General features: G+C 45.8%; 22 protein-coding genes. 17 read left to right on the forward strand and 5 right to left on the reverse strand.

Annotated elements, in window-relative coordinates:
- Positions 1–2 precede the first annotated feature (2 nt).
- On the forward strand, positions 3–1,829 hold the full coding sequence (gene oadA, locus GO003_RS12640; RefSeq protein ID WP_159656429.1) for a sodium-extruding oxaloacetate decarboxylase subunit alpha: 1,827 nt from the start codon (positions 3–5) through the stop codon (positions 1,827–1,829).
- A 58-nt stretch (positions 1,830–1,887) separates the two neighbouring features.
- Positions 1,888–2,868, forward strand: coding sequence for an L-threonylcarbamoyladenylate synthase (locus GO003_RS12645; RefSeq protein ID WP_159656427.1), 981 nt, complete (start codon positions 1,888–1,890; stop codon positions 2,866–2,868).
- A gap of 229 nt (positions 2,869–3,097) precedes the next feature.
- On the opposite strand, the gene GO003_RS12650 is transcribed toward GO003_RS12645, so the two are convergent.
- Positions 3,098–4,273, reverse strand: coding sequence for an LBF_2804 family protein (locus GO003_RS12650; protein WP_159656425.1), 1,176 nt, complete (start codon positions 4,271–4,273; stop codon positions 3,098–3,100).
- 156 nt (positions 4,274–4,429) lie between these two features.
- The gene (locus GO003_RS12655; protein ID WP_159656423.1) at positions 4,430–4,747 is read right to left on the reverse strand and encodes a c-type cytochrome; all 318 of its coding nucleotides are present in this window, start codon (positions 4,745–4,747) and stop codon (positions 4,430–4,432) included.
- 300 nt (positions 4,748–5,047) lie between these two features.
- Here GO003_RS12655 and GO003_RS12660 point away from each other — a divergent pair, with 300 nt between their 5' ends.
- The 9 genes from GO003_RS12660 (at position 5,048) to GO003_RS12700 (ending at position 14,305) form a co-directional block, all read left to right on the forward strand.
- A complete protein-coding gene (locus GO003_RS12660; RefSeq protein ID WP_159656421.1) occupies positions 5,048–5,536 on the forward strand; it encodes a cyclic nucleotide-binding domain-containing protein in 489 nt (162 codons plus the stop codon).
- A 382-nt stretch (positions 5,537–5,918) separates the two neighbouring features.
- A complete protein-coding gene (locus GO003_RS12665) occupies positions 5,919–7,421 on the forward strand; it encodes a type I restriction-modification system subunit M (protein WP_159656419.1) in 1,503 nt (500 codons plus the stop codon).
- Entirely contained in the window at positions 7,418–7,846 is a 429-nt protein-coding gene (locus tag GO003_RS12670) for a hypothetical protein (RefSeq protein WP_159656417.1), read from the forward strand. The genes GO003_RS12665 and GO003_RS12670 overlap by 4 nt, the downstream gene beginning before the upstream one ends.
- A gap of 19 nt (positions 7,847–7,865) precedes the next feature.
- Positions 7,866–9,344: a type I restriction-modification system subunit M gene (locus GO003_RS12675; RefSeq protein ID WP_159656415.1), complete on the forward strand. Its 1,479-nt coding sequence runs from the start codon at positions 7,866–7,868 to the stop codon at positions 9,342–9,344.
- A complete protein-coding gene (locus GO003_RS12680) occupies positions 9,337–9,636 on the forward strand; it encodes a hypothetical protein (RefSeq protein WP_159656413.1) in 300 nt (99 codons plus the stop codon). Before GO003_RS12675 ends, GO003_RS12680 begins: the two co-directional genes overlap by 8 nt.
- Positions 9,637–9,638: 2 nt before the next feature.
- Positions 9,639–9,839: a hypothetical protein gene (locus GO003_RS12685; RefSeq protein ID WP_159656411.1), complete on the forward strand. Its 201-nt coding sequence runs from the start codon at positions 9,639–9,641 to the stop codon at positions 9,837–9,839.
- Positions 9,836–10,108, forward strand: a complete 273-nt coding sequence (locus tag GO003_RS12690; RefSeq protein ID WP_159656409.1) for a type II toxin-antitoxin system RelE family toxin — start codon at positions 9,836–9,838, stop codon at positions 10,106–10,108. Before GO003_RS12685 ends, GO003_RS12690 begins: the two co-directional genes overlap by 4 nt.
- Positions 10,109–11,242 carry a restriction endonuclease subunit S gene (locus GO003_RS12695; RefSeq protein WP_159656407.1) on the forward strand — a complete coding sequence of 378 codons (1,134 nt, stop codon included), beginning with the start codon at positions 10,109–10,111 and terminating at the stop codon, positions 11,240–11,242.
- Positions 11,243–14,305 carry a type I restriction endonuclease subunit R gene (locus GO003_RS12700; protein ID WP_159656405.1) on the forward strand — a complete coding sequence of 1,021 codons (3,063 nt, stop codon included), beginning with the start codon at positions 11,243–11,245 and terminating at the stop codon, positions 14,303–14,305.
- Between the two features lie 136 nt (positions 14,306–14,441).
- Here the strand turns inward: GO003_RS12700 and GO003_RS12705 are convergent, their stop codons facing one another.
- Positions 14,442–15,005 (reverse strand): hypothetical protein, encoded by a 564-nt coding sequence (locus GO003_RS12705; protein WP_231088973.1) that lies wholly within the window; start codon positions 15,003–15,005, stop codon positions 14,442–14,444.
- A 101-nt stretch (positions 15,006–15,106) separates the two neighbouring features.
- Entirely contained in the window at positions 15,107–15,751 is a 645-nt protein-coding gene (locus GO003_RS12710; RefSeq protein ID WP_159656403.1) for a 2OG-Fe(II) oxygenase, read from the reverse strand.
- A gap of 98 nt (positions 15,752–15,849) precedes the next feature.
- Between GO003_RS12710 and GO003_RS12715 the strand changes: the two genes are divergently transcribed.
- The 4 genes from GO003_RS12715 (at position 15,850) to GO003_RS12730 (ending at position 21,044) form a co-directional block, all read left to right on the forward strand.
- Positions 15,850–17,013 (forward strand): methyltransferase, encoded by a 1,164-nt coding sequence (locus GO003_RS12715; RefSeq protein ID WP_159656401.1) that lies wholly within the window; start codon positions 15,850–15,852, stop codon positions 17,011–17,013.
- A 57-nt stretch (positions 17,014–17,070) separates the two neighbouring features.
- The gene (locus GO003_RS12720) at positions 17,071–18,864 is read left to right on the forward strand and encodes a hypothetical protein (RefSeq protein WP_159656399.1); all 1,794 of its coding nucleotides are present in this window, start codon (positions 17,071–17,073) and stop codon (positions 18,862–18,864) included.
- Positions 18,865–18,934: 70 nt separating this feature from the next.
- On the forward strand, positions 18,935–20,461 hold the full coding sequence (locus GO003_RS12725) for a fumarate hydratase (RefSeq protein WP_159656397.1): 1,527 nt from the start codon (positions 18,935–18,937) through the stop codon (positions 20,459–20,461).
- 175 nt (positions 20,462–20,636) lie between these two features.
- The gene (locus GO003_RS12730; protein WP_159656395.1) at positions 20,637–21,044 is read left to right on the forward strand and encodes a Rieske (2Fe-2S) protein; all 408 of its coding nucleotides are present in this window, start codon (positions 20,637–20,639) and stop codon (positions 21,042–21,044) included.
- Between the two features lie 34 nt (positions 21,045–21,078).
- Here GO003_RS12730 and GO003_RS12735 read toward each other — a convergent pair whose 3' ends face one another.
- A complete protein-coding gene (locus GO003_RS12735) occupies positions 21,079–21,627 on the reverse strand; it encodes a Slp family lipoprotein (RefSeq protein WP_159656393.1) in 549 nt (182 codons plus the stop codon).
- A 241-nt stretch (positions 21,628–21,868) separates the two neighbouring features.
- Here GO003_RS12735 and GO003_RS12740 point away from each other — a divergent pair, with 241 nt between their 5' ends.
- Complete coding sequence (locus tag GO003_RS12740; protein ID WP_159656391.1) at positions 21,869–22,792, forward strand: AEC family transporter; 924 nt, start codon at positions 21,869–21,871, stop codon at positions 22,790–22,792.
- Between the two features lie 60 nt (positions 22,793–22,852).
- Positions 22,853–23,194 carry an outer membrane protein assembly factor BamE domain-containing protein gene (gene bamE / locus GO003_RS12745; RefSeq protein ID WP_159656389.1) on the forward strand — a complete coding sequence of 114 codons (342 nt, stop codon included), beginning with the start codon at positions 22,853–22,855 and terminating at the stop codon, positions 23,192–23,194.
- Positions 23,195–23,196: the final 2 nt, after the last annotated feature.

Here is a 23,196-nt window from a genome sequence, read left to right on the forward strand (position 1 = left end):
CGATGCAAAAAGTACACATTACTGACGTTATACTTCGCGATGCACACCAGTCATTGATTGCAACGCGGCTGCGCACTGAGGACATGCTGCCCGCATGCGAGATGCTCGATAGTATCGGCTATTGGTCCTTGGAATGCTGGGGCGGGGCGACTTTTGATGCCTGTCTGCGTTTTCTGAAAGAAGATCCTTGGGAACGGCTAAGCAAGCTTAGAGCCGCTTTGCCTAAAACCCGCTTGCAGATGTTATTGCGCGGACAAAATTTGCTGGGTTATCGTCATTACTCCGATGATGTTGTTAAAGCGTTCATTGAGCGAGCAGCAGCTAACGGGATGGACGTATTCCGTATTTTTGATGCGTTGAATGATGTCAGAAATCTCCAAACCGCTATTGAAGTGACCAAAGCGACCGGCAAGCATGCGCAGGGAACCATTTGTTACACCACCAGCCCGGTCCATGATGTCAAAAGTTTTGTGACTTTGGGCAAAGCGTTGGCGGATTTGGGTTGCGATTCGATTGCGATTAAGGACATGGCCGGACTGCTGACACCTTTTGCCGCTAGCGACTTGGTCAAAGCACTTAAAGACGCACTGGATTTACCGCTGCATTTACATACGCATGCGACATCCGGTTTGGCAGAAATGTGCCAGCTTAAAGCCATTGAAGCAGGATGCGAGCATGTCGATACGGCTTTGTCCTCATGGTCCGGCGGCACCAGCCATCCGCCTACAGAGAGTTTGGTGACCGCGCTGCGCGGCACGCCTTATGATACCGGTCTGGATTTGGATAAACTGGAAGCGGCAAATGCCTATTTTGCCAATGTCAGAAAAAAATACCGCCGTTTTGAAAGTGAATTTACCGGCGTGGATACGCGGGTTCATGTTTTTCAGGTGCCGGGCGGCATGATTTCGAATCTGGCCAACCAGTTGAAAGAGCGTAATGCGTTGGATCGCATCGAAGAAGTGTACAGAGAAATTCCCAAAGTACGTGAAGACCTGGGTTACCCGCCTTTGGTAACGCCGACTTCACAAATCGTCGGAACTCAGGCGGTACTGAATATTCTGACGGGTAAGCGCTATGACACGATTTCCAACGAAGTAAAACGTTATTTGCAAGGCGGATACGGCAAAGCTCCTGCACCTGTGAACAAGGAATTACAACATAAGGCGATTGGTAAAGAAGACTTGATTGAATGCCGTCCGGCCGATTTGCTCAAGCCTGAATTCGAACATCTGCGTCAGGAAATTGCTCATCTGGCCAAAAATGATGAGGACGTCTTGAGTTATGCGATGTTCCCTGAAATCGGCAAACAATTTCTGGAATTACGTTCCACTGATCATTTGGTCGCAGAGCCTTTGGAACTTGAAGCGCCGGTTGAAAATGGCCTAAAAACCGCGCCTACCGAATTTAATGTGGCATTGCACGGAGAGGCTTACCACATCAAAGTGACCGGAGCGGGGCCTAAGAATCAAACGCTGCGTCACTTTTATTTTATGGTCGATGGCGTGCCTGAAGAGATTGTCGTCGAAACGCTGGATGAAATAGTGCTCGACGGCGGTACACAAGGCGCGGTTCAAGGCAGTATTTCCAGCAAACGCCGCCGTCCCAGTGAACCGGGTGATGTGGTGGTCAGCATGCCTTGTAACATTCTTGAAGTACTGGTTAAACACGGGCAAAAAGTGGATGCAGGACAAGCGGTGCTGGTAACCGAAGCGATGAAAATGGAAACCGAAATTACCTCGCCGATTGCCGGTATCGTCAAAGCCGTTCATGTGGTTAAGGGTGAGCCGGCCAATCCGAATGAAGTGCTGATAGAAATTGTGCCTGAATGAAGCGCTTGATCATAAGCGGTGTGCCAGGCAACCCTTCTGAATCCAACTTCGCAAATTAATGAGACCGATCAGAGCCAGTTCGGTCGCCATTGAGCGGGCGGCTGAATTATTAAAGCAGGGCGGCTTGGTTGCATTTCCCACCGAGACAGTCTACGGCTTGGGCGCAGATGCTAGTAATGCTGAGGCGGTAAAGCGGATTTTTAGCGCCAAAGGACGTCCTGCCGATCATCCTCTGATTGTTCATCTTGCTTACAGTCATCAATTAAATGACTGGGCCATCGATATCCCTGATGCCGCTTTTAAATTGGCACAGGAGTTCTGGCCCGGACCTTTGGCGATAATTTTAAAAAAACAAGCTTACGTGCCGTCGGTAGTTACCGGCGGGCAGTCAACCATAGGCTTGCGGGTTCCTAATCATCCGGTTGCATTGTATCTGCTGCGTCTCTTTGGCGGCGGCATCGCGGCGCCATCGGCCAATCGTTTTTGCCGCATCAGTCCTACCTGCGCCGATCATGTCGAAGAAGAGTTGGGCGATGAAGTCGATATGATCCTGGATGGCGGCAACTGTCAGGTGGGTGTTGAATCGACAATCATCGATCTCAGCGGCAAACGGCCGATTTTGATCAGGCCCGGCCATATCAGTCTGGAGGAGTTGGAGACAGCTCTTCAGACGGAAGTGTCGTTTCCTGATATGAATAAACCCGGCTTGCGAGCGCCCGGTCTTTTGGCCGTTCACTATGCGCCGTTAACCACTGCAATACGGTGTAATTCAGCGCGTTTGGATGAGATGCTTTACGAATTAACGTCGGAAGGCAAATCAGTGGGGGTTTTGCTATACCAGTCAATGTTTGCAGAAATAGAAAATCTGCATGTCATTCAGGCGCCGTTGAAAGCTGAGCCTTATGCGCAGATGTTTTATGCGGCCTTACGGCAATTGGATCATTTGAATCTAGACATCATTGTCGTTGAGCAGCCTCCCGAGAATGAGGACTGGCGAGCCATCAATGATCGCTTGAAAAAGGCGACGATTCCACGTTAAAAGCATGGCTTTTAGGGTGGGTTAGCTGCTCTTATACAGAAAAGCCCGATCAACAACTGCACAAAAAGTACCGTACAGCATTGACCGGGCATTCCTTTACTATCTCCAAAACGAAAGACAGTGCTTCGTTTTAAGAGTTCAGTCGCACATTAATTTTTTTTATTTGAGACGGACAATTTTGCTGCGGCTGATTAAATGTGAAACGGATCAAGCGCACCCAGAGCCTGATTTATTGGATATCGGGCCTGAAATTTAACTGGCACAGGGATTGAGCTGCAACTAGCTCGCCATTCAGCAAATGGTTTTTTAAATACTCGATGCGTTTCATGTAAATGGCTGTGTAGTCGCCAAACGCTTTGGGTAGTTCTTGCTTTTCCATTTTGGACAGATGGCCATCAAATGCGGCCGCGAGGCAGAGCAGGTCCAAAAGAAAAAAACGTTCTTCATCCGGCATTTGCCCCAGCAACGCTAAAAAAAGAGGCCAGTCATCGTAATCACCTTGCTGATCCAGGTTAAAGCAACTGTTAAATCGATAGATCAGCATCAACATGTTCGGATGGTGATTTTGCGTCATCACCATCATCGTCGCAATGGCACGGATGGCGCCTTCCTGGGCCTGGGTTGAAAGTTTATCCATAACCTGCTGGGTCAATACTTCCTGACTGATATATTGCACCAGGCTGTGCCCGAAGATTCTAAGCCGCGCTTCGCGAACGACTTTGTAGATAACGATGGCGTCCCAGATGCCGGTAATCGGTATTGCTATCCAGCTGAAACTGCTTCTCAAGCCTAATTTTCCGCCCATACGCGTTAACAAAAATTTGACTGCGACGCTGGTCAGAATCACTTTGGCTTTATAAAGAAGACCAATAATCAGTAATTTGGGTTTGGAAACATATTTTAAAGGATCGATTCCCAAATAGCGGATAACCGGATCCGGCAATTCCAATGCGGCGCGAGCCAGCAAGTTGGCGACAGTATCGTTTCCGGGTAACAAAGGATCGCTTTCAGAGGGTTGGGAATGGCTTAAGCAGGCGATACTGTGAACGGTTTTCAAGCCCAGCCAGAACAGTAAGGTCAATTCAATGATTAACGAAAGCAAGGCAACGCCAATCTGCAAGAAAATGTACGCGTAAAAGTCCAGCGAATCAAAATAAAACCATTCCACCAGTACTGTGGGAATGGTAGTGGCCGCACCGATACAAAAGGCAATGATTGCGGCATAGTCAGTAATCAGTACGGATAAAAAGTGACGAATGCTATCGTCAAAAAGGCTGGCATCCAGAGCCTTATTTTCTCGTTGTTTGTTCAGTTTTCCGGAGAGACGATGAAAATATTTGACTCCCCAGCGTTCCAGGACGCTCTCGGAGTCAGATCTGGCATACTCGGAATTTGGATTCGGCATTTAAGAACGGGGTAAATGACTGATGATTTTGTGCAGGTTGCTATCCACGGCAAGCATTCTGCCGTGGATAGTCTGATTCACACTGATGACAGTTTCTGGCTTGAAAACTCAATCGTCTTCAGTTTTAAACTGTAATAAGCATTGATGATGAGGAAATTATTTCCAGCCTTTTCCAGCTTGCTCAATGACATAAGCGGATACGCTTTCAATTTGTTTTTCATCCAGCGAGGCTTTAAAAGCGGGCATCGGTGCTTTGCCGTTAGTAACAATCGCTTTTACTGCATCTACTGTTGCAACGCCGTTTTTATCAAGGCTGTCTTTCATCAAGGTTTTTGCAGGGTTCATAATATTGCCCCCGCCTTTATGGCAAGACGCGCAGTTTTTGTCAAAAACTTCATTTGCACTTACTGCGCCTGAAAATACAGCGGCGGAAGCGGTTAAGGTCAAGGTGGCAAGAAAAACTGATTTTTTCATAGGATTCTCCAAAAAGTTGCGTAACTTTATTTTGCTTTGATGCGGCTGAAGTTTATTGTTTTTGTCTTTGATGAACTTCAGTCTCTGTGTCTCCGGAGCCGGAATACTCGCATGTTACGGCCCATCGGGATCTGCCTTATAAGGGCCGGGTCATTGTAACGCCCGTTTCTTGCTATTGGCAAACCTGTAATGGTGTTTCCCTTTGAATTTAACAGGCATTTGCGGCGTGTTGATTTAAAAATTATACTGATAATGTTAACTGTCCCACATATTTCACATTTTTTGATTGAGTCTAAATTTATGACTGCTGCACATCATTACCATTCACTAAAATCGTTACTGAATCATCCTGGATTTTATGAAGGGGAAAATTGGTACAAAAAGACATTTGAAGCCGAGGAGTTAGTGATTTTGGAAGGCGAGGCCGGTCATGAAATTTACGCAATTCTGAGCGGCAAGGTTTCAGTGTGTACTCAGGTCCAGATTTCAGAATCCAGGAATATGCTTTCGGGGCTTTGCGAATTATTTGACGGGGAAGAATTTGCGCATTCCTGTTTTTTTGATGACGAACCGCACAGTGCGTCGGTTAAAACAATTACACCTTGTGAACTCGCAGTGATCGATGCGGCAAAGCTTAAGGTTTTTTTGCGGGATCATCCCGAAATAGGCTTCAACCTTTTGTATTATTGGATAACCATGATGTTGCCTCGAATTCGCCAAGGTAACAAACGTTTTGCCAGTCTGTTCAGTTGGGGGTTAAAAGCTCATCAACTGGATGTTTCCCTATAACTGATAATATCTGTCTTCTTCAGCAATAACGGCTAAGCGATGCTTTTTTCCTGTTACTCTGTTCATTCTGAAAATTTGTTCGATTGTATTAATGGTGGAGGATGTGCCGTTAGATTAAACTTTCCTCTTATACAAAACTTTTCCTGATTAGCAAGATGTTTCAGCTAAATCCCTAAGCGCCCGTCATGCCCGTCGGGAAACGGGCATCCAGTGCCATGGATGGTAGCTTCGAGCTATCCATGTGGTCCGGATTTCGGCAATCCCCCGGCATTCCCTGACCGGGGCAGGCTCTGCCGAAATGATGCGGTCGACTAGGGAAAAAAAGTTAGAGCTGAATTATCTTTATAATCAGTTAAGTATTTGAAAATTTAATAGGATAGCAATGACATTGATCACCCTAAAGGACTTGGAAGCCCACCTTTGGCATGCCGCGCATATTCTTACCGGCCCTATTGACGCCTCAGACTATAAAACCTACATCTTCCCTATCTTGTTCTTCAAACGTATTTGCGACGTGTACGATGAAGAATTTGCAGACGCGTTAGCACAAATCGGTGATGCGGAGCTGGCTAAAGGCGACATGTTTCACCGCATTCAAATTCCGGAACAATGCCATTGGCAACAGGTTTTTAATAAAACCAAAGATGTTGGTCAGGCGCTTAAAGAAGCATTTCGCGGTATAGAACTCGCTAATGAACGCTTGCACGGTATTTTTGGCGACGCGGGTTGGACCAATAAAGAACGGTTGTCCGATGAATTGCTAGGCACGCTGCTGAATCATTTCAACAAAGTGAATCTCGGCGTATCCAGTGTTCGCGATGATGACATGGGTCGTGCTTACGAATACCTCATCAAACGCTTTGCCGATAAAGCCAATAAAAAGGCCGGTGAGTTTTATACCCCGCGCACCATCGTGCGTTTAATGGTTAATATTCTTGACCCCAAAGCCGGTGAAAGCGTTTACGATCCTGCTTGCGGTACAGGTGGCATGTTGCTGGAAACCATCCATCACGTCAAAGAACAGGGCGGCGATCCTCGCTTGTTAAAAATCAAAGGCCAAGAAAAAAATCTCACCACCGAAGCCATTGCGCGTATGAATTTGTTTCTACATGGCATGGAAGATTTTGACATTGTGCGTGGTGATACCCTGCGTCATCCCAAATTCATCAAAGGCGATCATTTAGAAACCTTTGACAATGTAATTGCCAATCCGCCCTTTAGCTTAAGCGAATGGGGCTACGAACTTTGGCAAAACGATCCTTATGGACGTAAACAATTTGGTTTACCCCCGCAAACCAATGGCGACTTTGCTTGGGTACAACACATGTTTACCTCGTTAAACGATAACGGACGCATGGCCGTAGTTCTCCCGCATGGCGTGTTATTCCGTGGCGGCGCTGAAGGCCGTATCCGTAAACAACTGCTGGAACAAAATCGTATTGAGGCCGTTATTGGCGTTGCAACGAATTTGTTTTACGGCACCGGTATTCCCGCTTGCATTCTGGTACTCAGAAAACAACGTCCGTTTGACCATCAAAGTCATGTACTGATCATTAACGCTGAAGAAATCTTTACCAAAGGTCGTGCGCAAAACACTTTATCGGTTGCGCAAGCGGACGAGATTTATCAAATCTACCAAAGCCAGGAACAAGCTGGACCGCAGAATGCAAAGGAAATTGAAGGTGTCGCGCGTTGGATCAATCTATCCGAAATTGAAGAAAACGACTTTAACTTAAACATTGCACGTTACGTACAAAAACCGTTAGAAGAAGAAACTATAACCGTGGAACAAGCCTTGTTGGATTTTAAAAATAAACTGGCTGCCTTAGAGCAGGCTGAGCAAGAGCTGGAAGACCTGTTGATCAAAGAAGGCTTTGAAATATGATAAAAAATCCCAGTAGATTTTCTAACCTGGTAGTCGCTGTTACAGAGGATATAAAGACCCACGGCTATCTGTATAGCGGCATTTATCCAGATAAAATGGTTGAAATTGGCGCAGACTTAGCTGTTGGCGCTGGCAGGTTAACTCGGAATGTAGAGCGAACTGTTGCCGACTTCATTCAATCGTTGTCATTTGATAGTCAAGTTTTTATTTGGAGCGAGTGCTTTGCCACACGGTCTGAAAAAGATGACTTACTCAATCAACTGTCCAACCATATAACCGAAGGTGCCAAATTCAATTTGTTTGAACAAGAGCATATCACCGCCACACTTTGCTCCGCATTTACAGAGGCCGTGTTAGAAAAAGCCCGTATCGCCTATAGCAATTATCAGCAGGATCATTATTCAGAGGGTAGCCATGATATATAAGGATGGAATTTAAACAATCATGAACACCTTAAACAAAAAGAAACTAGAAGACCTCCTTTGGGGCGCGGCAGAATATTTACGCGGCCAAATAGATGCGTCCGACTACAAACAGTACATTTTTCCACTGCTATTTTATAAGCGGCTGTCGGATGTCTATTTGGAAGAATACAACGAGGCACTGCAAATTCACGAGGGCGATGCGGAATACGCCGCTATGCCGATGTTTCACCGCTTTAACATTCCAATCGAAGCGCGTTGGCAAGTGGTGCGCAATACCACCAAAAATATCGGTGAAGCCATACAAACCGCTTTGCGCTTAATTGAGTCCAGCAACGAACGTTTGCATGGTGTATTTGGTGATGCGCAATGGACTAACAAAGAGCGCCTGCCGGATCACCTGTTAGCTGATCTGATTCAGCATTTCAGCAAAATTCCTCTTGGCATCAACACCGTCAATCAAGACGATCTGGGCGAAGCGTATGAGTTTCTGATTAAAAAATTTGCAGACGATTCCGGCCACACTGCCGCAGAGTTTTACACTAATCGCACCGTCGTGCATTTGATGACGCGCATTATGGGTTTGCAGCCTGGCGAAACCGCCTATGATCCCACTTGCGGCACCGGCGGCATGTTGTTGAACGGCGTCATGGAACTGCGTAATCAAAACAAGGAATGGCGTAGTGTTAAGCTGTATGGGCAAGAGGTCAATTTACTGACCTCAGCGATTTCACGTATGAATATGTTCTTGCACGACATTGAAGAATTTGAAGTACTGCGTGGCGATACGCTCAGTGAACCCAAGTTTATTGAAAACGATCAGCTCAAGCAGTTTGATGTCATTTTTGCCAATCCACCTTACTCCATCAAAAAATGGAACCGCGATAAGTTTGCCGCTGATCCTTATGGTCGCAATCTGTATGGTGTGCCGCCGCAAGGCTGCGCGGATTATGCGTTTTATACGCACATCATCAAAAGTTTAAATCCCAAAACCGGTCGTGCTGCCATGTTGTGGCCGCATGGCGTATTGTTTAGAGATTCCGAGCAAGCAATTCGTAAGCAAATCATTGAAGCGGATTGGATTGAAGCAGTGATTGGTCTAGGACCCAACTTGTTTTACAACTCACCGATGGAATCGTGCATCGTGGTTCTGCGTCGTTATAAACCCGCAGACCGCCAAAACAAAATCCTGTTTATCAACGGTGTGGAACACGTCACTCGTGAACGAGCGCATAGTCGTTTATCGGATGAAAATTTAAGCGTACTGACCGAAGCGTACTTTCAGCCAGACAAACAGCCCACTATCGCGGCATTGGTGGCAATAGAGGATATTCGCGCGAATCAGCACAACCTGTCTATTCCGCTTTATGTGCAAAACGATAGCGGTCACGAAGCGCAAGACATCGAACACGCCATTGAAGTCTGGAAAATCAGCCGGGTGAAGTTAAAAAAGCAGACTGAGGCGTTATTCAAAAGTTTGGCGGAGTTGGGTTATGAATGATGAATTATCTCAAGAGGGTTTAATCAACAGCCCCGAAGAAAATTTGGCGCCTAAAGGGTCTCAAGCATTTGGATTGGTTGTTTTAGATAAACGGGATAACGAAAACTTTACCGTAGCTTTGAGCAAGATGCCTAATGTGGGTTCTGATGTCGATTTTGAAAGAATTAACGATGAAGATCAACAAAACCGTAAAGCAAAAGCACTGGCTGCGCTGCTAAAATATCTAGGCCGTATTAAAACTGAACTGTTTGATCGTGAAGCGTTACACTCCAGAGACAATAAAGAGGATTAACGATGAAAACCATTCTGTTAGAAGTTGAAGATGATAGTTATCAAACTATTCTGGATTTTATTAAATTATTACCTGAACAGCGCTGTCATATATTAGACGATGATGAGTTAACAAAAGAAGAGCATCACCATGTCCAAAAATGTTTAACCCAAATTGCGCAAGGCGATTACAGCGAGTTTGATGAGTGGGAAACGGTTAAATGAGTTATCGTTTGCTGCTGCATAAAAGTGTTACCAAGTTTCTTGAAAAGCTTAATGAAAAACAGCGTCAGGATATATCCGATAAATTAGAGTTGTTAAAAGACAACCCTTTTCCAAATCAGCAGCTGGATATAAAGATCATGCAAGGGTATGAAGGTTTATATCGTTTGCGTGTAGGTCAATATCGCTTAATTTATCAGTTAGAAGCGGATAAATTGCTTATTTTTATAGTAAAAGCCGGTAATAGAGGCGATATTTACAAAGGGACTTGAATGAGTAATGACAAACAGCTACCGGAAGGTTGGCGCATGGTTAAGTTTGGGGATATGGCAAAACATATTTCCAAGCGTGTGGAACCCAGTGAAACCGATTTAAATATCTATGTTGGGCTTGAGCACTTAGACCCGGATAGCTTACGGATAAAACGGCACGGCGTACCTAGCGATGTTGCAGGGCAAAAACTATTAGTCAAAAAGGGCCAAATCATTTTTGGTAAACGCCGAGCGTATCAACGTAAATTAGGTGTGGCAGATTGGGATTGTATTTGTTCTGCTCATGCTATGGTTTTAGAAGCCAATCCAAAAACAGTGTTACCTGAGTTTCTGCCGTTTTATATGCAGTCAGATGTATTTATGAATCGTGCCATTTCAATTTCAGAAGGTTCTCTATCACCAACTATTAAATGGAAAATATTGGCCATACAAAATTTCTTAATTCCGAACTTAGAGTACCAGGAAAATTATGTTCGCATATTCAAAACAAGACACAATTTATATGTTGAATATGAAAGTGCTATTGAGTCGGGCCTTAGAGCAATAAATAATATTTTATCTTATAGAAAAAACAGTAGGTGGAAGTCAGACAAGCTAGGAGATTTATTGGAAGAGGTAATTGATTATCGCGGTAAAAGTCCACCAAAATCAGATTCGGGAGTTCCTCTGATTACAGCAAAAAATATTAGACATGGATATATAAACGAAGAACCAAAAGAGTACATTCCTGAAAGTAAATACTTATTATGGATGAACAGAGGCATGCCAATGCCAGGTGATATTTTATTCACAACAGAAGCCCCGCTAGGAAATATAGCTTTTGCTCCAGCGTATAAATTTGCTTTGGGGCAAAGGACTGTTTGCTTACGCCCTGTTTTAGAAAAGGTATCATCGAAAACTCTTTTTTGGCTGCTTCAAACTAAATTATTTAAACATAAGCTATCAACTAGAACTACGGGCACTACTGCTCAGGGAGTTAAAGTAAAGGAGCTTTTAAATTTGGTAATAGATTATCCTCCAACGATTGATCAAATAAAATTTTCAGATTGTTTAGAGGAAATTAATAAAACACTTGAACTAATTTTAATTGCCCAGAAATCATTGCCTAATATTGACCAAATCTTGGAAAATTAAATGTTTACAGAACAAACCGTAACCGAAAATGGAATTATTGACCGCTTAAAACAATTAAGCGGTGTAAAGTGGAATTACTGTCACGGTGATGCTCTGCCTAAACAGGTCAACGATATATTCGTTGATGAATGGCTAAAGACGGCATTGTGTTCGTTAAATCCTGATATTGCCGCCAATCCCGATTATGCCGATGAAGTAATTTATAAGCTGCGCGGTGTCATTTTAGAAGCCAAACATACCGGCCTGGTTAAAGCCAACGAAAACTTTAACGAATGGCTGATGGCGGAAAAGACTTTGCCGTTTGGTCAAGATGGCGATCATGTCACCATCAACCTGATTGACTTTAACCAGATTGAAAACAACCATTTTGTGGTGTCGCAGCAGGTTCATTATATTGCCGCCACTGAGGTCTATTTTGATATTGTGCTGTATGTGAATGGCATTCCGTTAGTGGTGGGTGAAGTGAAATCGGCTACCCGGCCCTCCATCAGTTGGCAGGATGGCGCAGCGGATTTTATGGGCGGTCAAAAACACTACTGGAAAAATGTAGAACCGTTCTTTGTGCCGAATTTATTGTGCTTTGCCAGTGAAGGTAAAACCTTTGCGTATGGTGCCGTCAATGCGGGTGTTAAGGACTGGGGGCCGTGGCATACAACCAGTCAACGCGATGAGATTCCGTTAACCTTGGCGGCAGTGCTGGACAGTGCCGAAGGTTTGTTGAATCCGCAAACGCTGTTGCAACTGCTGCATTCTTTTGCGCTGTTTTCGACGATTAAAACCGGCAAAAACACACCACCCAAACGCGCAAAAATCTTACCGCGCTATCCGCAATTTGAAGCGGCCAAACAGATTGTTGATCGGGTTAAAGCCGGTTATCCGCGTAAAGGACTGATCTGGCATTTTCAAGGTTCGGGTAAATCGCTATTGATGCTGTATGCAGCGCGTATGTTACGTGCTGATAACGAACTAAAAAATCCGACGGTGTTAGTGGTGGTTGATCGTCGCGATTTGGATACGCAAATCAATGAAACCTTTGGCGGTGCGGATGTAAAGAATCTGATCAAAGTGCGCAGTTGTAAAAAGCTGGGGCAACTGATTGAGCAAGATAGTCGCGGCATTTTGATCACCACAATCTTTAAGTTTAAAGACGTTGAAATTGACGCCAACGATCATAACGGCCTGAATCCACGCGACAACATCATCGTGTTAGTGGATGAGGCGCATCGCACGCAGGAAGGCTCGTTAGGCGACAAAATGCGCTGGGCGTTGCCGAATGCGCATTTCTACGGTTTAACCGGTACGCCGATTTCCAGTCTGGAACGCAATACCTTCAAGCTGTTCGGTGCGGATGAAGATGAAGGCCGTTACATGAATCGCTACAGCTATAAGCAGTCGATTCGGGATGGCGCGACCAATCCGGTTAAGTTTGAACCGCGCTTGGCTGAATTGCGTGTTGATCAAACAGCGATTGACGAAGAATTTCAACGAATGGTTGCAGAAAACAATCTGGATGACGATGAAAAAGCGGCACTTTCCAAACGCGCAGGTAAGCTTGCGATTTTACTGAAAGCACCCAAGCGCATGGAGGCCATCAGCGCGGATATTGCCGAGCATTTTGCCAGCCACGTTAAACCCAAAAAGATGAAGGGCATGGTGGTGGTCTACGACCGCGAAGCCTGTATGCAAATGTATTACTTGTTGGGCAATCGTCTGGGTTTTGATGCAGTTGAGGTGGTTATGAATATTGACCAAGCGCCGATAAAAGCCACTGAAGGCGATAAGAAAGGCAAACAGAATAAAGATTGGTTGCGCTGGAAACAAGAATTGGAACTGCCGATTCAGGAAGCTGATTTTGAACGCTGGCAACACTTTGATGGCGACGAGCAAAAACAAAAAGACCTGATTGAAGAGTACAAAGACCCAAGCCATGCGTTACAGCTACTTATCGTCACCGCGAAATTATTAACCGGTTTTGATCCACCGATTTGTTATTGCATGTATCTGGATAAACCCCTTCGAGACCATACCTTGCTTCAAGCGATGTGCCGCACCAATCGTCTGTTTGAGATTGATGGCATCCGAAAGGAAATGGGGTTGATCATTGACTATCTCGGTGTGTTTGAGAATTTACGTTCTGCTTTAGCCTATAACCCGGAAGAAATAGAAGGAGTGATTGAAGGTATAGAGGCGTTTAAAGAACTGTTTCCGCTGCAACTGGACAAGTGCTTGGCATTCTTTCCCAACATTGATCGCACGGTGGACGGGTTTGACGGCATTATGGCCGCGCAAGTATGTTTACCGACCAATGAAAAACGTGATGCGTTTGCGGCTGCGTTTGGTGTGTTAAATAAGCTGTGGACCGCGATTAGTCCTGATCCGTTTTTAGCGCCGTATCGACAAGACTTTACGTGGCTGGCGCAGATCTATGAATCCGTGCGACCCATTGGTCAAACAGGTGCTTTGGTGTGGGCGGCATTAGGGCCTGAAGTGATCAAGATGATTCACGAGAATACCGATATAACCCGTATTCGTGATGATATTGATGAACTGATGATGGATGAACATGCGGTTTTTACCTTGACTGAAAAGGAACAAGAAAAGCGCGCAAGGCAGTTGGAAATTAACCTGATGGGGCGTTTGCGAGGTCATGAAAATCCCAAGTTTGTTGCACTGGGCGAACGTCTGGAAAAACTACGTCAAGATTATGAAGCGGGGGTTATCAAAGCCATAGACTGGCTGAAAGGCCTGCTGGATGCTGCAAAGCAAGCAGTACATCTGGAACGTGAGCTGGATGAAAAAGTAGTCACTGAAGAAGACAACATTCAGGCATTAACTAAACTCTTTCTGGAAACCAGACCCGATAGCACACCCAAAGTGATTCAGGACATCGTGGAACAGATAGACAAGATCGTTAAAGCGACTCGTTTTGACGGTTGGCAAAAATCCAATAGCGGCCCACGTGAAATTCAGAAAGCGTTGTTATTGACTTTGGCGCAATTTGGACTGGGTAAGGACAAGGAGCTTTTTAATAAGGCTTATGGGTATATTGAAGAGCATTATTGATTATTTCAGTGCTGAAGTTTCCCAATAATTTCAAAAACGGACTGCCATTCTGCATGGGCTGCCGGAACGACGGCAATGATTACTACAAACTGAGTTCTCTAACCAGCCTCGGCAACCCTATAAAAACTGGGAAACTTCATTTGGGTAAGGTCACGCCGCCTTTTTCGATGATCAACGCTTTTTTTAGCATATCGCTCGCAGACGGGTAGGCCTTGTAGGCTGCGCCTATTTTTTTGTAATAGGTGATCGTATCGAATTTTTCATTGGCCTGTTGCCGGGTAATCCGGCTCAGCAAAGCCCTGAAAGCCGGTGATACGGTAACCACCCTCAAGCCTTTGATGATGCTGGTTTTCGACTCCACTAACACCAAATGAAATGGCAGATAGCCTTCATTGTCTTCCACTTTCTCATCGCCTGCCAAATGAATGGTAAAGGCAAGATCCGACCAGTCCAGAAACTTATCGATTTTGAACAAAAAAAACAAGGTATCGTTTTCGTTAAATAAGCCAAATGAGGCAGAACCGTTCAAAAAGCAGTCAATATGCTTTTTAGTAACTGAAAAATTGAAGGTCAGCAACGGCGCGCCGTTAACCAGAACGATGCTCATACCTTCATCAGGTATGTCGTGATCAAATTTTTTACCCACCGTCAGTTGCATGGTTTCCATCATTAATTGTGTCTTTGTGTTTCTTTCTGACATTCTATAATCAAGCCCGACTTAAATGAAAATAAAACTGCGGTTAGTCCACGTAATTATCGAAAAATCAAGCAGTTGTAGTAATTGGCCAAAAGGTGTCTTTATCAGCCGGATAGTTGATGGTCTACTCTAAACCAGCCTGCGATACTGAAACGTTGTGCATGAGACATCAAAACTTCGTGCTCGATTTCTTCGCTGAGAAAGACTGCCAGCGTGCCGGCTTCGGGTTTTATACGCGTTGTTGGTGCGCCGGACTCCGGATCAAAGAGAATCAATTGGCCGCCGTCCTCGTCCTTCCAGTCTGGATTCAAATAGCTGACGGTGCTCAGAACCCGATTAGCTGCGCCCCTAAAGCTATCTTTATGTTTGGCATAAAACGTTCCAGGCTCATACAGCGCAAAATGACATTCAAAATAGGTCAGACCCAGAAAAAGCTGTCGATTGATGCCCTGGCGCAAGTGTTCCATTTGCTCCAGATAAAGGCTTTGTGCCGTTGTCTCGCCGGATAACCAGCGGGTTTGATCGCTTCTTATCGATGGATCGACCATAAAGTCAAGGCCTCGTCCTACGCCTGCTTGTGTCAATCCGGTTGAACCGGCATGGTTTATCACCTCGTTTCGAAGGTCTTCAATCAAGATGGGTGAAAAATAATCAAAAAGGACTCCCCAGCCTTGTTCGGCCAAATTTTGACAGAGTTGATCCATCAGTAAGTCATCAGGCGTTTGAATGGGTGCGTTTATACATGTCATCAGGTTTATTATCCGGTTAAGAGGCGCGCGACAACCGTATCTTGATATCGGCGTTTCGCGGCGCTGGGGTATAATAGCCGGAAAATTTCAAGGTGTTAATGGTGGTTGTAAAGCAGTTGGAAAGCAATGCAGATAATCGGATAATTGTTCCCCAGGGACAATTTGTGTTATCACGGTTGCCCGCCAGAAGGAATGAGCTCTTAAGAGCCTGGGATGCGGCAGATGAGTTGCTGTTGAATGAGTTGAATCAACACGGCTTGCCTGAAGCCGGGTCTCGCATTTTGATCATCAATGATGGCTTTGGGGCTTTGACAGTCGCTTTACAACCTTATGCGCCAGTGGGCTGGTCCGATTCTTATCTCAGTCATCAGGCGAGCAGAATCAATCTGGATGCCAATGGCAGGTCGAAAGATGAGGTGACTTTTTTGACAAGTTTGAATCAACCTTCCGGCCTGTTCGATTTGATTCTGATTAAAGCACCCAAGACTTTAGCCCTGCTGGAACATCAATTAATCGGCTTGCGGCCATTGCTTAAACCGGGCACCCGGCTGATCGTTGCCGGCATGGTCAAGGCTTTAACCGGTTCGATATGGACCTTGCTGGAAACGCTGATAGGACCTACGACGACCTCGCTGGCTTGGAAGAAAGCGCGACTGATTGACGTGAAGCCTGATTCCCGTTTGCCGGTACCGGTAAATCCTTATCCCGGTTGTTACAAACTGGAAGGCACTGATTTTGACATCGTCAATCATGCCAATGTCTTTTCAAGAGAGCGTCTTGACATAGGCGCACGGTTTTTTCTTGAGCAACTGGCTCAGTGGCCGGATGCCCGAGATATTATCGATTTGGGCTGCGGTAACGGCGTGATAGGTCTGATGGCGTCTGCAAAAAATCCCGGAGCGGTCATTCATTTTGTCGATGAATCCTATATGGCAGTTGCATCGGCAAGAGAAAATTTTCTCGCGGCGTTCGGTAACCGCGGCGCTGCAACATTCAGGTCAGGCGATTGTTTAAATGAATTTAAACCCGGTTCAGCGGACGTTATTCTTTGTAATCCACCCTTTCATCAACAACATACGGTGGGCGATATGATTGCCGTCCGGATGTTCAAGCAAGCCAGGCAAGTACTGAATAAAAAAGGCGCTTTGTGGGTGATTGGCAATCGGCACTTGGGCTACCATCAGACACTTAAAACTCTTTTCAGGCAGGTGTCTCTGGTTGCCGGCAATGCCAAGTTTGTAGTTTTTAAAGCAACCGGTTAAAGAAGTGATGAGGTTTATCACTTTCCGGGTAATGTTTCTTTGAAGCAAGGTTAAAGCATGTGGTGTAGTAGATTTAGATTTTTAAATTATTTAGTTGCGGGTGCTGTTGTATTAGGCGGCTGTACCACGTCAAGGCAGCTGGCTCTTGATTATCCGGTACCTAAGGCCAGCTCTCTCGCACCTTCGGAGGGTATCACTTCAGATAATGGCGACGATTATTATGTCCAGCTGATTTCTGAATTTGAATTAAAAGGTGACAATGCTTTAAAAGCAGGCTGCACCGATATCGGACCCAGCTATGAGACGAATGAAACGTCTGCAGCAGTTATTTTTAAGGTCAAAAACGAGGCAGTTAACTATCAGCAGGATGTGACTGCGTTGGTTTATAAAGCGGGGACAGGCAAGTGTAATTTTAACCTTGAGACCCGTAAAGCCGCATTAACGCCCTGGTTAAGACTGGATTTGAGTAAGGAAACGGCCATTGATTACAGCTTTGTGACCAGTAATCAGAGCGATACTAATGTGACCAAATTACTCGGCGACGTCAATACGACGACCAATTTATTGGCCATAACCGGAGTTGGGCTTGGCGTGGCCGTGATGGGTAAAATGGCTAATGAGTGGGTTCAGGGCGCCCCGGTATTTGGCGCGCAGGTGCCCGTCCCCGCTCAGACGGTTCCTTCGGCGGCAAAAGTAAGCAGTGAAACCCACAACCTTCAATCGCTGATTCGTTTGTCGGGTAAAGATGTGGTCCTGAATGAAACCCGTTTGCCTGTATACGAAATAGCCGATGGTGCAACCAAAATATTGAGTTCCGAGCCCAAATTATTGGGTGAACTCAAAGTTTATCCGGAATTGCGTAGAACACTGCTGCTGAAAAATCCCTCGTTAAATATACCCAATGCCCAGGATCTCAGCCTCGATGAGCTATGGCGCTCGCCCATTCGAACCGCAAACGGCAGTATCGATTTAAAAACATTGATTGAAAAAGTGGATTCGGCGGACAAGCCCAATCTTCAGCCTGATTGGCAGAAATACGCCGATGTTGAAAGTCAGTGCCGCAAGTTAAAAAGAGTCTTGAGAGAGCTGGGTTTCAATAAATACGATCGCAATGCGGTTTTGTTTTATTTTCTGGGTTCTTCAACTGATTGGCAAAACTATACGATTCCTGCGGCCAAATTGTCAGCGGGGGATTATAAAATGAGTACGCTGCAACAGTATCGCGAAAGGAGCTTTTCGGGTTGTCTGGCCAAACCGGATTATGACGCCATGGCGCAAATGGGTTTGTCGGTCAGTACCGATGAAACCTGGGAGACGCTATTAACAGGGCGTCGCAAACAGGAAAGTGTTGTGGGACCGGTTCAATCCATTGGCCGTCAATTAACCGCCGTGATCAATAATAAAAATCCAACCGAAATGGCGCGGCAAATTTATCCGTTGATTGCAACTGCCAAAGAGGGCAACGGCCAGGTGTTATTACAAAATAATCTGGGTGATTTCGGTCTGGAAAATCTGCTGGGAGTGACTGCGATCTCCGGCGAGGGCGTTGTGCTGACTTATCAGCAGGTTGAACAGGTTTTCAACTGGCTTGCTATCAAAGAGTTGAGTTGTTCAAGGCCTGCAATTGAACAGGGAAAACCATTGGGTCATATCGGGTTGATGCTGTTTACCACTCAAGACGGATCACCCTGGCCTAAAGGCGGCGCACTGGAGTATGAAATCGTTAATGGCAAGATTGCCCGGCTGTCTTTCCAGAATCCGGCTTTTCGCGATTTTGAGCAAAGTCTCATTGATTTTCCTGAAGTCGGTGGCTGTCGTATCAGCAATGATTTTGTGCAAAAACTGAAATGAGCCGGAAGAATTCAACTATTCACGCAGTAGCGTGGGAACAATCTCATTTTCACTTAGCAAGGAATTAACCATGACTCTTATCCGCCAGGACGATGTTATTCAAAGCGTGTTTGATGCGTTGCAATTTATTTCCTATTACCATCCCAAAGATTTTATTCAGGCGATGCATGAGGCGTATCAAAAAGAGCAAAGTCAGGCAGCCAAGGATGCTATTGCTCAAATCCTCATAAACTCTCGGATGTGCGCGGAGGGGCATCGGCCTATTTGCCAGGATACCGGCATTGTCGTTGTGTTTTTAAAAGTCGGTATGGATGTGCGCTGGGAAGCCGACATGAGTGTGGCCGATATGGTTAATGAAGGCGTTAGGCGCGCTTATCGGCATCCGGACAATATCTTGAGAGCGTCCATTTTGTCCGATCCAGCCGGAAAAAGGATTAATACCAAAGACAATACGCCCGCTGTGGTCCACATGGAAATCGTTCCCGGAGATCACGTTGAAGTCGAAATCGCGGCCAAAGGCGGAGGCTCGGAAGCCAAATCCAAATTCGCCATGCTTAATCCTTCCGACAGCATTGTCGATTGGGTGCTTAAAATGGTGCCGGTTATGGGCGCCGGTTGGTGTCCGCCCGGCATTTTGGGAATAGGTATCGGTGGCACGGCTGAAAAAGCAATGATACTGGCCAAGCAAGCCTGTATGGAATCCATCGATATCCACGAATTGATAGCCCGCGGACCGCAGAACAGGGTCGAAGAACTGCGTCTGGAATTGTTCGAAAAAGTGAATGCTTTGGGCATAGGCGCGCAAGGGCTGGGTGGTCTGACCACGGTGCTGGATATAAAAATCCGTGACTTTCCGACGCATGCCGCGAATCTGCCTATCGCAATGATTCCAAATTGTGCCGCAACACGGCACGCGCATTTTATTTTGGACGGATCCGGGCCGGCCAAGCTTGAAGCGCCAAGTTTAAGCGATTGGCCCGAAGTGACCTGGGATGCCGGTACAACAGCCAGGCGTGTAAATCTGGCTACAGTGACACGGGAAGACGTTGCGTCATGGCAGCCGGGCGAAACGTTGTTATTGAGCGGCACCTTACTGACCGGCCGGGATGCTGCGCACAAGCGTCTGATCGATTTGTTTAACCGCGGCAAACCGTTGCCGGAGGGTGTCGATTTCACCAATAAATTTATCTACTACGTCGGCCCTGTGGATGCGGTGCGTGATGAAGTAGTCGGTCCTGCGGGACCTACCACGGCGACACGCATGGATAAATTTACCGGTGCCTTGCTGGACAATACCGGCTTGCTGGGCATGATAGGCAAAGCCGAACGGGGCCCGGAAGCCATTGCAGCTATAAAAAAACACCGATCTGTGTATTTAATGGCGGTGGGCGGGGCGGCGTATCTGGTTTCCAAAGCCATACGCCAGGCCCGCATCGTGGCTTTTGCCGATTTGGGTATGGAGGCCATACACGAGTTCGTCGTAGAAGACATGCCCGTAACCGTAGCCGTCGATGCCAACGGTATTTCTGTTCATAACACCGGTCCCAAAGCATGGCAGGCTAAAATAGGCAAGATTCCGGTGCTAACTGAAGGATGATCAAGTCGTTAATGGTAACTACTCGCCCGCTTTGAATTAAGGGTGTAGGTGGTTGATTTCAATGGATACGAAAATAGGTCCCTGTAGTAAAGATTGGGGGATTACTGACGGCTCTTCTTTGTTTATTCACCTCTGGCCTGATGTTTGCTTTAATGTAAAACAGGGGTGAACCACTATGGCAATAAAAAGAGTTCCAGAACCTATTTGTCAGGGATTTCAAATTCCGGAATTAGGTAAGTTTTCTTTTAATATCAAGTATCGGGGGAACGCGTTCGGCGCAATTCTGATTCGTTTTAACGGAGCGGTATACGGCTATTTGAATCAATGCGTGCATATGCCCAGGGCATTGGATTGTGAGGAAAGCAACATTTTTGATGAGTCGGGACGCTATTTGCAGTGTTCCATGCACAGTATTTGCTATGACCCGGTTAGCGGCGAATCGTTAAGTGAAATATGTGCAGGGAAAAAGTTGACGGCATTGAAGGTCAGGGAAGAGGGAACTTGGGTGTATTTGCTTGATAAAAGAGCTGTAATGGAGACTCAACCCATTTTAGCGGATAAAAATAGCACCATCAGGTCATGAAATAACCCGATGGCTCTTTTTACACCTGCCGCGCTTACCAATAATAACGGTCATAGGGATAACCATAGTACCGGTAGGGTCTGAAACCGAAATAAAATGGACTGTAATAAGGTCCGTAACCGAATTCGTTCCAGTAATAATATTGGGGTTGTTGTTTAGGCCATAAATAAAGCGTGTTTGCCTGGATGATGGGGATTTTTAACGTTTTGTTGCCAATTTTTTTTTCGCTCTCACCCGTAAATAAACCGGCAACGGTTATATCGAGATCTTTTTGATAAACGGCTGGATCGAGAAATCGCGGGCTTTGTATCAGGAAGCGTCCCTCTGTTGCCGAATTACCTTGCGGTCTGCCGTTGCTGCTCAACGGGTAGTAAAGCACTTCGATCTGTGTATATTGTTCTTCATTTCGAACTTCCAGTATTGTGCCTCCCCATCGAACCGGCCTGTTCAGATGCCTGTCCGGTTGCATCGTGATGTCCTGGTAAGCCAGGTCCGGGATAGGCGGATTTTGCAGTGCCACCGGCAAATTGGAGCAACCTTGAAGGTTCAATAACAAAAGAACGAAGAGCCATGAATAGCGCATAATCACGTTGATTCCTAAAGTAAAGCGGTGAGGGTTTGCCGGAGCCGGGTTGATAAACACTCAGACATGCGGCATTATCGAATAATTCCTTATAGGGTTAATTACTTTGTTGTACTTTTAAACGAGTTCGCTTTTCAAAACGGTGCAACGGGGTGTCATCATCGAATCGGGTCATCGTTCAGTTGATCCGGAAAGTCAAACCAATACGCTCTTAAGGCGCAGTCGCTGATAATTCCTTCCTATGTATTTTGATCAGTTATTTTTTGCTGTAAATGTGACCGGTCCTACGCTGCTGATCCTGAGTATGGGATGGCTGTTCCGGAAAATAGAGCTGATTGATGATCACTTTATAGCGGTCGGCAATAAAATAGTATTCAACGTCACCTTACCTTGTCTACTTTTCTTTGGCACGGTGTCCACGCCGCTGAGTGAATCACTGGATGGACCGCTCATTTTGTTTGCTGCTGTCGTCACCGTGATTATTGTCGGTCTGTTATGGTTGGCATCGGCGCTGTTTGTGACCCGCGAAAAACGAGGCGTTTTTGTGCAGGGTGCATTTCGCGGCAACATGGGGGTCATGGGTATAGCCCTGGTACTTAATGCCTATGGTCAGCAGATCTTGTCCAAAGCCAGTATTTATTTGGCCTTGATGACCGTTTTATACAATGTTCTGGCGGTTCTGGTGTTACGAACGGATAAAGCCTCCTATTGGCTGAGTTTGTTAAAAAATCCATTGGTTCTAGCTGTTTTGCTGGGAATTACCGGCTCCTATCTTGCCGTGGACATTCCTGAAATTGTGGCTAATTCGGGGCACTATTTTTCTCAAATGACGCTGCCTTTAGCGTTGCTTTGCACGGGGGGCAGTTTACATTGGGACAGTTTTAAAGCCAATCATAAAGAAGTCATCTGGGCGTCCATCTTTAAGCTGGTTATTGTGCCGGCTATTGTGACGGTCATGGCAATCGGCTGGGGGTTTAGGGCGCAGGAACTGGGTTTGCTGTTTTTGATGATGTCGGTGCCTTGCGCATCAGCCAGTTTTGTCATGGCTAAACAGATGACTCGCCATGGCGCCATGGCGGCTGAAATTATTGCACTGACAACAATAGGTAGTGCTTTAAGCATAACGGCTGGACTTTTGCTTTTAAAATATCAGGGCTACATTTGATCGGGCTGGGGCAAGGTTGTTATATTGTTCATTTTTTCAATAAAAGGTTTTTTAAATATCATGAGTTTATTTCGTTTATCAGTTCAATTTTCAGCATTCAAGCGGCTTTTAAGCGCTTTGGTTTTGGTCTTTGGCGTTTTGCAAATCAACGGGTGCGCCACGATTGGTCAGGATTTTCCCAATTCCCGGGTGTCCGATATCAAGATTGGGCAAACGACTCAGCAGCAGGTTAGGGAAATGTTTGGGCTGCCTTGGCGAATGGGTATCGAGGATGGAAGAAATACCTGGACTTACGGACGATATCGCTATTCGCTGTTTGCAGACGATGAAACCAAAGATCTTGTGATTCGCTTCGACAATCAGGGTGTTGTTCGTTCATATACGTTCAATACCAGTCGGTGAGT

The organism is Methylicorpusculum oleiharenae (assembly GCF_009828925.2).
GTDB lineage: Bacteria > Pseudomonadota > Gammaproteobacteria > Methylococcales > Methylomonadaceae > Methylicorpusculum > Methylicorpusculum oleiharenae.

Bases quoted from the DNA above. Each gene is read 5' to 3' on its own strand.
- GO003_RS12740 (WP_159656391.1), top strand. From the start codon at position 21,869: ATGTATTTTGATCAGTTATTTTTTGCTGTAAATGTGACCGGTCCTACG.
- GO003_RS12670 (WP_159656417.1), top strand. From the start codon at position 7,418: ATGATAAAAAATCCCAGTAGATTTTCTAACCTGGTAGTCGCTGTTACA.
- GO003_RS12710 (WP_159656403.1), bottom strand. From the start codon at position 15,751: ATGACATGTATAAACGCACCCATTCAAACGCCTGATGACTTACTGATG.
- GO003_RS12685 (WP_159656411.1), top strand. From the start codon at position 9,639: ATGAAAACCATTCTGTTAGAAGTTGAAGATGATAGTTATCAAACTATT.
- bamE (WP_159656389.1), top strand. From the start codon at position 22,853: ATGAGTTTATTTCGTTTATCAGTTCAATTTTCAGCATTCAAGCGGCTT.
- GO003_RS12725 (WP_159656397.1), top strand. From the start codon at position 18,935: ATGACTCTTATCCGCCAGGACGATGTTATTCAAAGCGTGTTTGATGCG.
- GO003_RS12680 (WP_159656413.1), top strand. From the start codon at position 9,337: ATGAATGATGAATTATCTCAAGAGGGTTTAATCAACAGCCCCGAAGAA.
- GO003_RS12645 (WP_159656427.1), top strand. From the start codon at position 1,888: ATGAGACCGATCAGAGCCAGTTCGGTCGCCATTGAGCGGGCGGCTGAA.
- GO003_RS12705 (WP_231088973.1), bottom strand. From the start codon at position 15,005: ATGTCAGAAAGAAACACAAAGACACAATTAATGATGGAAACCATGCAA.
- GO003_RS12735 (WP_159656393.1), bottom strand. From the start codon at position 21,627: ATGCGCTATTCATGGCTCTTCGTTCTTTTGTTATTGAACCTTCAAGGT.
- GO003_RS12720 (WP_159656399.1), top strand. From the start codon at position 17,071: ATGTGGTGTAGTAGATTTAGATTTTTAAATTATTTAGTTGCGGGTGCT.
- GO003_RS12695 (WP_159656407.1), top strand. From the start codon at position 10,109: ATGAGTAATGACAAACAGCTACCGGAAGGTTGGCGCATGGTTAAGTTT.
- GO003_RS12715 (WP_159656401.1), top strand. From the start codon at position 15,850: ATGGTGGTTGTAAAGCAGTTGGAAAGCAATGCAGATAATCGGATAATT.
- GO003_RS12700 (WP_159656405.1), top strand. From the start codon at position 11,243: ATGTTTACAGAACAAACCGTAACCGAAAATGGAATTATTGACCGCTTA.
- oadA (WP_159656429.1), top strand. From the start codon at position 3: ATGCAAAAAGTACACATTACTGACGTTATACTTCGCGATGCACACCAG.
- GO003_RS12665 (WP_159656419.1), top strand. From the start codon at position 5,919: ATGACATTGATCACCCTAAAGGACTTGGAAGCCCACCTTTGGCATGCC.
- GO003_RS12660 (WP_159656421.1), top strand. From the start codon at position 5,048: ATGACTGCTGCACATCATTACCATTCACTAAAATCGTTACTGAATCAT.
- GO003_RS12650 (WP_159656425.1), bottom strand. From the start codon at position 4,273: ATGCCGAATCCAAATTCCGAGTATGCCAGATCTGACTCCGAGAGCGTC.
- GO003_RS12690 (WP_159656409.1), top strand. From the start codon at position 9,836: ATGAGTTATCGTTTGCTGCTGCATAAAAGTGTTACCAAGTTTCTTGAA.
- GO003_RS12730 (WP_159656395.1), top strand. From the start codon at position 20,637: ATGGCAATAAAAAGAGTTCCAGAACCTATTTGTCAGGGATTTCAAATT.
- GO003_RS12675 (WP_159656415.1), top strand. From the start codon at position 7,866: ATGAACACCTTAAACAAAAAGAAACTAGAAGACCTCCTTTGGGGCGCG.
- GO003_RS12655 (WP_159656423.1), bottom strand. From the start codon at position 4,747: ATGAAAAAATCAGTTTTTCTTGCCACCTTGACCTTAACCGCTTCCGCC.